Annotated in this window: 11 protein-coding genes and 1 tRNA gene; 2 read left to right on the top strand and 10 right to left on the bottom strand. The window is 48.6% G+C overall.

Annotated features, from left to right (window positions below; genetic code table 11):
* Positions 1-9: 9 nt before the first annotated feature.
* The 3 genes from MHH48_RS01135 to MHH48_RS01125 all read right to left on the bottom strand — a co-directional run bounded on the left by MHH48_RS01135 (position 10) and on the right by MHH48_RS01125 (position 3,533).
* Entirely contained in the window at positions 10-1,191 is a 1,182-nt protein-coding gene (locus tag MHH48_RS01135; protein WP_076326193.1) for a phosphoglycerate kinase, read from the bottom strand.
* A gap of 194 nt (positions 1,192-1,385) precedes the next feature.
* Entirely contained in the window at positions 1,386-2,390 is a 1,005-nt protein-coding gene (gene gap / locus MHH48_RS01130) for a type I glyceraldehyde-3-phosphate dehydrogenase (RefSeq protein ID WP_076326192.1), read from the bottom strand.
* 99 nt (positions 2,391-2,489) lie between these two features.
* A complete protein-coding gene (locus tag MHH48_RS01125; RefSeq protein ID WP_076326191.1) occupies positions 2,490-3,533 on the bottom strand; it encodes a sugar-binding domain-containing protein in 1,044 nt (347 codons plus the stop codon).
* Between the two features lie 370 nt (positions 3,534-3,903).
* Between MHH48_RS01125 and MHH48_RS01120 the strand changes: the two genes are divergently transcribed.
* Together MHH48_RS01120 and clpP are read left to right on the top strand one after the other, a co-directional pair.
* Positions 3,904-3,978: transfer RNA gene (locus tag MHH48_RS01120), tRNA-Arg, on the top strand.
* Between the two features lie 161 nt (positions 3,979-4,139).
* On the top strand, positions 4,140-4,736 hold the full coding sequence (gene clpP / locus MHH48_RS01115) for an ATP-dependent Clp endopeptidase proteolytic subunit ClpP (protein WP_006207581.1): 597 nt from the start codon (positions 4,140-4,142) through the stop codon (positions 4,734-4,736).
* Positions 4,737-5,217: 481 nt separating this feature from the next.
* Here clpP and MHH48_RS01110 read toward each other — a convergent pair whose 3' ends face one another.
* The 7 genes from MHH48_RS01110 to MHH48_RS01080 form a co-directional block, all read right to left on the bottom strand.
* A complete protein-coding gene (locus tag MHH48_RS01110; RefSeq protein WP_076326190.1) occupies positions 5,218-6,291 on the bottom strand; it encodes a DUF4163 domain-containing protein in 1,074 nt (357 codons plus the stop codon).
* A 252-nt stretch (positions 6,292-6,543) separates the two neighbouring features.
* Positions 6,544-6,684, bottom strand: a complete 141-nt coding sequence (locus tag MHH48_RS01105) for a hypothetical protein (RefSeq protein WP_256720844.1) — start codon at positions 6,682-6,684, stop codon at positions 6,544-6,546.
* A gap of 229 nt (positions 6,685-6,913) precedes the next feature.
* The gene (locus tag MHH48_RS01100; RefSeq protein ID WP_076326189.1) at positions 6,914-7,966 is read right to left on the bottom strand and encodes a spermidine/putrescine ABC transporter substrate-binding protein; all 1,053 of its coding nucleotides are present in this window, start codon (positions 7,964-7,966) and stop codon (positions 6,914-6,916) included.
* 60 nt (positions 7,967-8,026) lie between these two features.
* Positions 8,027-8,788 (bottom strand): ABC transporter permease, encoded by a 762-nt coding sequence (locus MHH48_RS01095; RefSeq protein ID WP_179090738.1) that lies wholly within the window; start codon positions 8,786-8,788, stop codon positions 8,027-8,029.
* A gap of 45 nt (positions 8,789-8,833) precedes the next feature.
* Positions 8,834-9,682, bottom strand: a complete 849-nt coding sequence (locus tag MHH48_RS01090; RefSeq protein WP_076326187.1) for an ABC transporter permease — start codon at positions 9,680-9,682, stop codon at positions 8,834-8,836.
* The gene (locus MHH48_RS01085; RefSeq protein WP_076326186.1) at positions 9,679-10,650 is read right to left on the bottom strand and encodes an ABC transporter ATP-binding protein; all 972 of its coding nucleotides are present in this window, start codon (positions 10,648-10,650) and stop codon (positions 9,679-9,681) included. The genes MHH48_RS01090 and MHH48_RS01085 overlap by 4 nt, the downstream gene beginning before the upstream one ends.
* A 403-nt stretch (positions 10,651-11,053) precedes the next feature.
* Positions 11,054-11,815 (bottom strand): SIMPL domain-containing protein, encoded by a 762-nt coding sequence (locus tag MHH48_RS01080; RefSeq protein WP_076326185.1) that lies wholly within the window; start codon positions 11,813-11,815, stop codon positions 11,054-11,056.
* Between the last annotated feature and the right edge of the window lie 166 nt (positions 11,816-11,981).

Below are 11,981 nucleotides of genomic sequence, written 5' to 3'. Positions count from 1 at the left end.
TGCCTAATTCTATTTATCGTTCAATGCCACAACACCAGGAAGTGCTTTGCCTTCCATGAACTCAAGAGATGCACCGCCGCCTGTCGAGATGTGATTCATCTTGTCGGCAAGGCCGAATTTCTCCGCAGCTGCAGCCGAGTCGCCGCCGCCGATAATCGTGTAAGCTTCCGTATCCGCACAGGCTTGTGCCACTTCACGAGTACCGTTGCTGAACGGAGCGATTTCGAATACGCCCATAGGACCGTTCCACACGACAAGTTTGGAGTTCTTGATCACTTCTGCATACTTGGCGCGAGTCTTAGGACCGATGTCAACGCCTTCCCAATCGGCAGGAATGCCGTCGATATCAACGATCTTAGTATTCGCATCTGCACTGAACTCGTCCGTAACGACGATATCTTCCGGCAGGTAGAAGTTTTTGCCCAGCTCTTTAGCTTTCTCGATGAAACCAAGTGCAACATCAAGCTTATCTTTATCAAGCAGAGATTGACCGATTTCATGGCCTTGAGCTTTGAAGAACGTGTAAGCAAGTCCACCGCCGATGATGACATTGTCAGCAAGCGTAAGCAGGTTGTCGATCACGTCGATTTTGTCCTTAACCTTCGATCCACCGATGATGGCGGTAAAAGGACGGTCCGGATTCGAAAGGGCTTTACCGAGAACGGACAGCTCTTTCTCCATCAACAATCCTGATACTGCCGGAAGATGATGAGCGATACCTTCTGTCGAAGCGTGCGCACGGTGAGCAGCACCAAACGCGTCATTCACGAACAGATCGGCCAGTTCGGCGAATTGCTTCGCAAGTTCCGGATCATTCTTCTCTTCACCAGCGTAAAAACGAACGTTTTCAAGCACGAGCACATCGCCGTTTTGCATCTTATCGATTTGCGCTTTAACCGCTTCTCCTACAGCTTCATCCGCTTTGGCTACCGGTTTACCGAGCAGCTCGGACAGACGCTGACTTGCCGGAGTCAGGCGCAAAGATTCAACGACCTCTCCTTTTGGACGGCCCATGTGGCTGGCCAGGATGACTTTCGCTCCTTGCTCTACCAAATATTTAATGGTCGGCAAAGTCTCGCGAATACGAGTGTCGTCTGTAATTTTACCATCTTCGAGCGGTACATTGAAATCGACGCGGACAAACACCCGTTTGCCACTTACTTCTACATCACGTACACTTTTCTTGTTCATCTCCACGTTCCTCCTAAGAAAACTATTCTCCTCACCGACAGCATGCAGTTGCTCTCGTTTCTCTCTCTATCGCTAACCAGCGCCCGGATCTTGTCTATTCTTCCCAGTGCTCTGGCATGAAAACAAGGAAAAACCATGAACCAAAGAGGAGACCCGTGAAACGGAACTCCTCTTCGATTGTATGGCTAGATCAATTACAGACCTTTGCTTGCGATGTAAGCAGCGAGGTCAACGACACGGTTGGAGTAGCCCCACTCGTTGTCATACCAAGAAACAACTTTCACCATGTTGTCGCCAACTACCATAGTGGAGAGCGAATCGATAGTGGAAGAAGCTGGGTCGCCATTGTAGTCGCTGGATACAAGCGGCTCTTCGGAGTAGTTCAAGATGCCTTTGAGCGGGCCTTCAGCAGCTGCTTTCAGAGCTCCGTTCACATCTTCAAGTGTTACGTTTTTGGACAGCTCAACTACGAGGTCCGTTACAGAAACGTTCTTCGTAGGTACACGCATAGAGTTACCGTTCAATTTGCCTTTCAATTGTGGCAGAACGAGGCTAACCGCTTTAGCAGCACCTGTTGTGGATGGAATGATGTTTTCAGCAGCTGCACGAGCACGACGCAGATCTTTGTGCGGCAGATCAAGCACTTGCTGGTCATTCGTGTAGGAGTGAATTGTAGTCATCAATCCTTTAACGATACCAAAGTTCTCGTCAAGAACTTTTGCAAAAGGAGCCAAGCAGTTCGTCGTGCAAGAAGCATTGGAAATGATGGTGTGGCTAGCAGCATCGTATTTGTCTTCATTAACGCCCATAACGATGGTGATATCTTCGTCAGTAGCTGGAGCGGAGATGATAACTTTCTTAGCGCCGCCTTTCAAGTGAGCGGAAGCTTTGTCTTTCGCTGTGAAAATACCAGTGGATTCTACAACGATTTCAACGCCATACTCAGCCCAAGGCAATGCTTCTGGGTTACGCTCAGCGAATACTTTCACTTCACGGCCGTTTACAACGAGTGCGCCTTCTTTGGCTTCAACTGTTGCATTAAGTCTTCCGTGAGTTGTGTCATATTTCAAAAGGTGTGCCAGCGTTTTTACGTCCGTCAAATCGTTGATTGCCACGATTTCAACTTCGCTGTTGTTCAGCGCAGCGCGGAACACGTTACGTCCAATACGTCCAAAACCGTTAATACCTACTTTAACCATGAGTAGTTCCCTCCATATTTGTAAAATTTATATATTCAAGATTGGCCGTTAAGCCAATCAAGACAACAATAATGAAAAATCAGTTGTACGCCCGTGGATTCAAATACCGGCGTCAATCTCCTTCTCGACTTCCAGTGCAGCTGCTTCATCGGTAACGAGAATATCCTCATGTCCGAATTTTAGCACCGCGTGAATCGCCTTGCCCTTGCCTTGCCCTCCAGCAATGCCGATGATCGTCTCTGTCTGCATAATATCCTCAAGCCGAAGCCCAAGGGTAAGCATTTTGTGGACAACTTCGCCATCTTCACTAAAGTAGTAGCCAAAGGATTCCGCAATCGCGCCATCTGCCTGCAAGTTCTGAATAGAGTTTTCATCCAGCTTCCGCCTTCTTGCCATTTCCATGGCATCTCCGATGCCGTGAATAATGACTCGGCAGCGCCTGATCACATCCACAATTTCCTGGATATGCTGATCCTGCACCAAAGACTGGTAGGCATCTTCGCTTAGCAGATCTGGTACATGAAGTAATCGGTACTCAGCCCCCACACGCTTTGCCATCTTGGAGGCAATGGTGTTCGCTTGAATCTCGACACTCTCCCCGAGACCGCCCCGGGCAGGCACAAACCAAGTGCTTGTCAGCGGTTCGCCACCAGGTAAAGAGGACATCTGCTCTGCTACTTCGGCGAGCGTGGAGCCGCCTGTTACGGCGATCGTATCTCCATCCTTTACAAAGCTTAGCAGCGTTCTTGCTCCGGCACGGCCAAGCTCGCGTTTGACTTCCGGAGATAACTCACTGTCACCGGGAATAATGACCACTTTACGAAGCCCATAAGCCTGACGAATCTTCTCTTCCAGTTCAACCAGTCCGAATAACTCATTCATAACCGGTTCGAGTTCCTCCAGCAAGCATATCCCTGAGCTGCTGATCCGCATGCCAAGCGTTTCAATCTCGATTAGCCCTTGCGCTTTCAGAAGATCAGTCTCTGCTCTGAGGACACGCTCGGTCATCGAGAGTGATGAAGCCAATGTTCTTCGGCCAACAATTCCGGACAGCTTGATCTGATGAAGGATGGAATACCTTCGTTTAAGAATGTCCATCAGATCCGGCAGAAGCTGCTCTTGTATTTCTAATAGGTTACGCATGCATTCCACTCCTGCAAACTTCGTCTCGGCTCTCCTCTACCTGGTCGTAAAATGTCCCAGTCGAACTTTTTAAGTCCCACCCTTATTCTAACCAATAATCATGCCGGTTGCAAGTGTCCGAAAGTATATTTCTCTACCCCAAGCATTCTTATTCATTATGACCAACTACAGGCTTGTCTATATAATAGGAACAAAGTTTTGTCTGCTATTGTATTTTTGAAATAGATGCGGTATAATCAACTTCGTTGCTAATTTTTTAGATATCAGAAAGTATAAGCTTCGCGGAGTCAGCTTCCTGATATCGCAAGAAAAACTACCGCTAAACGCGGTCTGTCTTCTTTGAATGTACGTCGATAGACATTTTTCTTATGCGCCCGTGGTCCAATGGATATGACGTAGGCCTCCGGAGCCTGAGATCGAGGTTCGATTCCTCGCGGGCGCGCCATTTTATCTTTATTCTCTATACTGATTACCCTAAAGTGCCCATGACGGCTCTTTTTTTTACCCAATAGTTTGACTATCTTTGACTTTTTGATTTAAATTGTTTATCATGTGGGTAATACGGTAACAGTATTTATATGAGGTACTTAAGAGGAGGTTTTCCACGTGAGTTTTATACCTATGGTCGTTGAACAAAGCAACCGCGGTGAGCGGGCGTACGACATCTATTCCAGATTGCTGAAAGACCGCATTATCTTCCTCGGCTCCGACGTAAATGACGTGGTCGCCAATTCCATCATTGCCCAAATGCTGTTCTTGTCGGCTGAGGATCCTGAGAAGGATATTCATCTTTACATCAACAGTCCTGGCGGTTCCATTACCGCAGGTATGGCGATATTCGATACGATGCAGTTCATTAAGCCGGACGTTTCGACGATCTGTGTCGGCATGGCTGCTTCTATGGGTGCATTCCTGCTCAACGCAGGCGCTAAAGGCAAACGTTACGGTCTGCCTAACAGCGAGATTATGATTCACCAGCCGCTCGGCGGCGCACAAGGTCAAGCTACGGATATTGAAATCCGTGCTCGCCGCATTCTCAAAATGCGTGACAAGCTGAACCGCATCCTGTCTGATCGCACTGGCCAACCGCTGGAGCGCATCGAGAAGGATACCGATCGCGACTACTTCATGACGGCCGACGAAGCCAAAGAATATGGCCTGATCGATCAAGTATTAGAGAATACACCGCCGCAAGGCTTATAAAAGAAATGAAGTAAAGGGCGGGCGCCGTTATTCGGTGCCTGCCCTTTCTTATTCTCTGAAGGGGATTTATTGAAAACATCAATTCGGGAGAGTGAGAGTATCCCCTTCGGTCGCTGTTGAAATCAGGAAACTGGAATGAATGGATAGGTTGTTTCCCGATTTCAAAGGCGAACGCGTTGCTCCTCCGGGGATACTCTCACTGGAGGGGACAACTTTTTCAATAAAACCTAAAGACGGTAAGGCACCCCTCCTAAAAGGCCTGCCTTAACTTTTTGGGGAGGGGAAAAGGCAAGCCTCGGGATAAAACAATAAATCCCCTGACCGCAGGAAGCGGGAGTATACACTCCACGCTCACGTGATCAGGGGATTTTTCGCAACTCGTTCCAGCACAGCGTTACATCAGGACAACATCATGTTTCTAGACAAGCTATAGTATGAAAATAAATGATTGCAGTTTACACAAACCGCTTACCGTATATTCTTACTTCCACTCTTTCAGGTTCAGCTCAAATTCCGGGAATCCATAGGCATACGCGGTGTACTCATAAAGCTGGAAGTACAGCACCGCAGCATTATCCTTCACATAAAAATCAGCATCCGCAGGCACGCCCTCAAATCCGCCGAGGTAGCCCCCTTCTTTTTTCATCGTGTTCAGCACAAGGTTGTTCAGCTTCTGTTTATTCTTGCCCTGCATGTTGATGAAATCGCCCAGCTTCATTTGCTTGCCATCCTTCAAGGAGAAGGTGAAGCTTTTGCGGAAGGTCATGCCATGGGCGCCACCGGTGTAAGAATAATCGTACGCCGTAATGCTCAGGATATCGTTCTGGTTGTAATGAACCACGAAGTCCCCGCTGAATTCGTAAGGGATACTGGATTCCGACGGCGGGAATTCCTCAGCATTCCCTTCGGCACCGCTGATTACGCCGGATGCATTTTCTTTCAGCACTTTGTTGATTTCGGCTTGGACCTCTGCATTATCGAGTCCACTGATTACAGGATAGTTCACAACAGCATCCATGCCCTGAACCTTCTTCTTCAGCGCAACCGATTTAATGGTAATGTCATTCTGTTTCTTTGGTGTCATGCTGAGTGTTTTCAAAGAAGGATTCCATTGTCCCTGAACACCCATGTATTCGCTGATCGCTTTGAATGGCACATACAGACGACCATTGATGATCTGTCCGCCAGGCTCGCCGGCATACGAACCGTTCACCAGAATGCCGATTTCGTTGGAATTATACACGACGGCGCTCAGCTGGTTATAGCCGTTACCCAGTGTGTACGTTCGGTTTTTGGAATCATATTTAAGAGGCATCCCCAGACCATCCCGCAAAGCGGTCGCTGGCACATAAGTTACCCCGTGCAGCACGAGACCTTTCTGTGACAGGGTCTTGCCATTCCATTTCAGTACGACTTCATTCTTCGACGATTTTTGGCTGGCGGAAACGGGTGCCTTAGCGGCGCTTGCATCGATGACCTGTCCGCTCAAACCTAGACCGCCAAGCAGGACGCTAGTTGCAATTAATGATGCACATACACGTAATTTAGGATTCATATCAGAATTCCACCTTTGCTAAATTAAGTTTCCGTTAGTTGTTAATCTATTACCCTTAATCATTATAAGGAAAGCTTTCAATGTATTGGTAACAAAGCCAATGACAATTTTGATTCCATGCCGTAGGACCTACACGTTCTTTTAATCTTTCTGCATGAATGCTTTTAAGCTTAGAAACACACCAAAAAAGAGAGCTCATGCACCCATAAACAACAAGATTTCGCTGCACCGGACTGCATAACTTAATAGAAATCATCCGATACCGACAAGCGCACTGTGAATACTCAATAACACCAGATGCAGAGCGCTTTTCCTGAAGAAGTTCAGAAACAACACCGCTGCAACGCCCGCTACGATTCCTGCAAGAACCAGCAAGCCCATCACATCGCTCAAGCCGATTTCTCCTTTTCCTGATTTAAACGCATAGAAACCTGGTTTAAATCATTTGCGTCCTCCCTTATATATAACAACGAAACGGGCCCCGAAGTTGTGGTTCGATTCGCATAAATCGGACATTTTTTCCTATTCCAGGCCTTAGGACCTATTCTTTGCTAACAAAAAAAGAGCCTGCCCCAATGGGACAGACTTTTTTATTACAAAAATATGAAAATGCTAGTTATAATTAACGACCGCTCTTCAGCTCGGTCCATAAACGATCATAGATCGAGAGCGAGTCACCGACATTATCGAGCCATTCGGTACGGCCCAGCTCTTCATCTGTCAGGTTGATCATCGTATTGGCGCGGTATTCCTCGCTGTGGAATTCCATCGCCTTGGTGTTCGGATTGCTGTATCCGATGAATTCATAGTTTTTGGCGCTGACCTCAGGCTCCATCATGAAGTTAATGAATTTCTCGGCCAGCTCTTTATTCTTGGCTCCCTTAGGAATCGCGTAGTTATCAGAGAAGATGGTAGCCCCTTCTTCTGGCACGACATACGCCACATCCGGATTCTCCGCTGCAATGAAGGCCGCATCTCCGGACCAGACCGTAGCAATCCAGCCTTCTTCTTGGATCATCTTCTGCTTGATGTTATCCGTATCAAACGCAAGCACATTCGGCAGCAGGGTCTTCAGGTCATCCGTAGCTGCGGTGATTTCCGCTTCATCCGTGCTGCTGTTGGATTTCCCTTGCTTCTTCAGCGCCATGCCGATCATTTCACGGTTGTCATCCAGAAGCAGAACTTTGCCCTTGTATTCCGGGTTCCAGAGGTCTTCCCAGCTGTTGATTTGGTCCTTCACATACTTCTTGTTATATGCAATTCCCGTTACACCGGACGTGTAGACGATCGAATATTTATTGCCCGGGTCATAAGAAGGGTCTTTGAAAGTATCCGTAAGATTGATGAAGTTCGGGATATTATTCATATCAAGCGCCTCAAGCAGCTCCGATTCAATCATCGTTTTCACCATATAATCGGACGGCTGAATGAGGTCATATCCACTGCCGCCAGCCTTGATCTTAGCCAGCAGGTCTTCATTGTTTGCGTAATTGTCGTAGGTTACCTTCACGTCGAACTTCGCTTCGAAGTCCTTCAGCACCTCGGGATCAAAGTTATCCGCCCAGCTGTAAATGTGAAGCGTCTCCTTATCCGATCCGCAACCGGCCAAGAGTCCCACAGACAATACCGCAACCATGCCTGCCGTCAGCAGGCGGGTCCATCTTGATTTTTTCAATTCAATATCTCCTCTCTTTCCACTTGCATGTTTTATTTCGAAAAAAGCGTTCATCTAAGCTTAGATCGGTAATGTTTTATGTTTCTTTTGCCCATTGCCGCGGTTAAGAATATATTGGGCTAACAGAATCAGCGTGATGCTGACTAGAATGAGCAGCGTACACAGCGCGTTAATCTCTGGCGAGATGCCGCGCTTCACCTGAGCGTAAATATAGATCGGCAGCGTCGTTGAGCTTGGGCCGGCGACAAAAAAACTGACCATAAAATCATCCAATGACAGCGTAAATGCAATCAAGGCGCCGGAGATAATGCCCGGAGCAATCTGCGGCAATGTAACATGCCGGAACGTCTGCCAAGGCGTAGCCCCCAAATCCTGGGCCGCCTCATCCAGCTGTTTGCCCATGCCCGACAGTCTGGCTGTCACCACGACATACACATACGATAGGCTGAACGTTATATGTGCGATAATCACCGTCGTCTTGCCAAGCGGCATGTTCAGTTGACTGAACAGCACCAGCAGCGACAGCCCCATAATAATATCCGGGATAATGACGGGCAGATACAGCAGCCCATTCATGCCGCTGCGACCCCTGCGCCCCATACTCCGAAGCGAGAGCGCCGCCGCGGTTCCAAGTAGGGTGGAAACGATCGTTGATATGACCGCCACCGTCAAACTGTTCATCAGCGCTTCCATCACGTGCCGGTTCTCGAATAGCGACACATACCAATCTAACGTAAATCCTTCCCAGTTGCCGCTAAGCCGCGTGTTATTAAAGGAATAGATGATGATCATGATGATCGGTACATAGATGAAAGCCATCATAAGGAAAGAGTGAATCCCGAGCAGCGGGTGATTCTTCTTCTTCACTTATCTCCCCTCCCCTACGCGTTGATGGCGGGCTTGCATCGCCCGGTTAAAGAGCAGGATCAGCACCAGGGACGTGATCACAAAGATCACCGACAACGCCGCTCCAAAGGGCCAGTTGCGCGCACCCAGGAACTGCTGCTGAATAATATTACTGATCATGGAGGACTTCGCGCCTCCCAAAATATCCGTAACTACAAACATCCCGGAAGTCGAGACATAGACCAGAACCGCTCCCGTCATGATACCGGATTTGCTCTGCGGCAAGGTAATGTGGCGGAATGCCTTCCATCTGGATGCGCCCAGATCGCTGGCCGCATCTATCAGACGCTTATCCATCTGCTCCAGGGCCACGTAAATCGGCAGCACCATGAAGGGAATGAAATTATAGACCATGCCGAGAAGTACGGCGCCGTACGTATACAGCATCTGAATCGGCTCGTCGATCCACCCCATCCACAGCAGCAGGCTGTTCACCACGCCTTGCGTTCTTAGCAGGAGAACCCAGGCATAAGTGCGGATCAGAAAGTTAATCCAGAACGGGACGGTGATCAGAATTAATCCCCAGGTTTGGATACGCGGGGAAGCGTTGGCTATATAATAGGCCAAAGGATAGCTGACTAACAAGCAAATCACCGTAGTCAGCAGCGACAATACCAGGGTATCCCAGTAAATTCCCAAATATAATGGATCAAAAAAGGTTTTATAGCCTCCGAGACTGAAGGAAAAAACGATATTCCCCAGCGAATCCCGCGAGAGCAGGGAGATGCCGACCACAATTAGCATCGGAACGATCAGGAACAGGGATAACCACAGCAGCACCGGAGTCAACAGGAACCTTGATTTCCTCATGGCCCGATGATCACCTCATCCTTGGTGTTCCAGTTCACCCCGACCCGTTCACCAACCTCCCAAGGATGATCATCCGAGATATCCAGGGCAATCGTGACCTTCATCGGTTCATCATCCAATTGGACCAGCAGCTTATGAACACTGCCGAGGTACTGTACATCCTCAATCACGCCGTTCTTCCTGGCACCCGACTCCCGCTGCGGAATGAGTTTCTCCGGCCGCACTGCAAAAAGACCTTCGGGCGAGGAAAAGACGTTGTTCTCCCCTACAAACGTGGCGGCAAACAGCGTTTGCGGTTTCGCATAGATCTCGCGCGGCGTACCGATTTGCTCTACCCGTCCGTGGTTCATGATAACGATCCGGTCGGAGAGCATCATGGCTTCCTCTTGGTCGTGCGTTACATAGACAAACGTAATCCCGAGCGTCCGCTGCAAATGCTTGAGCTCAGACTGCAGATTTTTGCGGAGCTGCAGATCCAATGCGCCCAGTGGTTCATCCAGCAGCAGCACCTTCGGCTTGTTAGCGATGGCGCGGGCGATGGCCACGCGCTGCTGCTGTCCGCCGGACAGTTGGTGCGGAAAGCGTTCCCGCAGGGCGGTCAGCTGTGTCATGGCAACGGCCTCGTCCACCCGCTCTTTGATGAGCTGACGCGGCATTTTTTTCATTTTCAACCCAAAAGCAATATTATCTTCTACGGTCATATGCGGAAACAGAGCATAGTGTTGGAATACCAGATTCAAGTCCCGCTTGTTCGCAGGCATTTCCGTCACATTCTGACCCGCCAGCCAGACCTGTCCTTCGGTCGGCTGTTCGAATCCTGCTATCATTCGGAGAATCGTCGTTTTGCCGCAGCCGCTGGGGCCCAGCAAAGTCAAGAATTCCCCCTCTTTAATGGAGAGCGACAGCGGATGCACGACCGCTTGTCCCTGAAAATGCTTCTCGATCTGGACAAGTTCAATCACATGCATCAACCCCTTCTTCAGATGTGACCTATTCCATGTGTACATTCCAGCTAGCCAGTATGCACAAAAACGTTCCCCACTAAGAAGAAACGGTCATACTGCCTTTCGTGCTCAGGTTGGCAGAATCCGTTTCTTTAAGGGCGGGAGCGTCTAGAAGTCTCTACTAAGAAAAAAAAGCCATATCCATGGGTATGGCTGTAACGTTTAAGATAAAGTTCAGTTTTTCGCATATTCACTATACCTCGTTTTCCCCCTATACACAACACTTTTCTGTGTATTTCAACTAGGGAAGGCACGGATACAGGACCGGATAATGGTATTTCATTTTTCGAAAAGGGATGCACAAAAAACCGTCCACCGATAAAGACCCGGATGAACGGTTTTTAGTATTATGAGTCGAAAACAGTTACTATTTCAGCTCATATTGCACGTACAGCTGCGTCGAGATTTTGATCTCGCCCGGCTTCACGGATGTGTTGGCACCCGCGTCCGCTGCAACGGACTGTGCTTCCATCGCCATTTTTTCGAGGCCGTAGATGTTATCTATACCCACAGAACCTTCCACAATGTTAAGCACGATACCCAACTGACGCTTGGAGGCTTTTGCCATCGCTTGGGCTTTCAGGTCCGCATTTGCCACGGCTTTATCTATCACTTGGGCTTCAAAAGCATCACGGTTCTCGACCGAGAAACGGGCGTTGCCAATGGAATTGGCGCCGGCATCAGACGCTGCATCGAGCAGATCGCCGACTTTGCTCAAGTCGCGAAGAGTGACTTCCAGAGAATGATAAGCACTGTAATTCTTCACTTTACGTCCATTATCATCAGAGTACGTATAGTTAGGCTGTACATAGAACTGTTCGGTTTTGATATCCTTGTCATCGATCTTCCATGTTTCTTTCAGCATCTTCGTAATCTTATCCATTTTCTGCGCATTGCTCTTCTGTGCGGATTTTGCGGTTTCCGCATACGATTCAGCCCCAATGGAAAGATATACGATATCTGGCTTCACCGAGATCTCGCCTTTACCGAGTACGGTAAGAAGGTTTTGCTGTGCTGCCTCCGCCGCATGCACCTCGGTTGCCCCGCTCAATCCTACTACTGCCGTACTGCCAGTCAACAGTGCACCAGCAATCATGATGGAACCTACTTGTTTGACCCATCTTTTCATTATTGTCAGCCTCCTTTATATTGGCATCGCTGCCATGCTTGCCTTACCCTTCTAACGTGAGGGCATTGGTAAATGTTGCATCCGGAACGAAGCGTTTTGAGATTTTTCTTTAACTTTGTTGATACGCCCCTGTTAATTGGTATATCTAGGCATGATTGGTGGATCA

This window comes from Paenibacillus sp. FSL F4-0100 (assembly GCF_037993005.1).
GTDB lineage: Bacteria > Bacillota > Bacilli > Paenibacillales > Paenibacillaceae > Paenibacillus_AQ.
This window is presented reverse-complemented; position numbering and strand designations above follow the sequence as displayed.

Excerpts from the sequence above, each read along its gene's own strand:
- gap (WP_076326192.1), bottom strand. The coding sequence starts at position 2,390 with ATGGTTAAAGTAGGTATTAACGGTTTTGGACGTATTGGACGTAACGTG.
- MHH48_RS01135 (WP_076326193.1), bottom strand. The coding sequence starts at position 1,191 with ATGAACAAGAAAAGTGTACGTGATGTAGAAGTAAGTGGCAAACGGGTG.
- MHH48_RS01110 (WP_076326190.1), bottom strand. The coding sequence starts at position 6,291 with ATGAATCCTAAATTACGTGTATGTGCATCATTAATTGCAACTAGCGTC.
- MHH48_RS01125 (WP_076326191.1), bottom strand. The coding sequence starts at position 3,533 with ATGCGTAACCTATTAGAAATACAAGAGCAGCTTCTGCCGGATCTGATG.
- MHH48_RS01085 (WP_076326186.1), bottom strand. The coding sequence starts at position 10,650 with ATGCATGTGATTGAACTTGTCCAGATCGAGAAGCATTTTCAGGGACAA.
- MHH48_RS01080 (WP_076326185.1), bottom strand. The coding sequence starts at position 11,815 with ATGAAAAGATGGGTCAAACAAGTAGGTTCCATCATGATTGCTGGTGCA.
- MHH48_RS01095 (WP_179090738.1), bottom strand. The coding sequence starts at position 8,788 with ATGATGGCTTTCATCTATGTACCGATCATCATGATCATCATCTATTCC.
- MHH48_RS01090 (WP_076326187.1), bottom strand. The coding sequence starts at position 9,682 with ATGAGGAAATCAAGGTTCCTGTTGACTCCGGTGCTGCTGTGGTTATCC.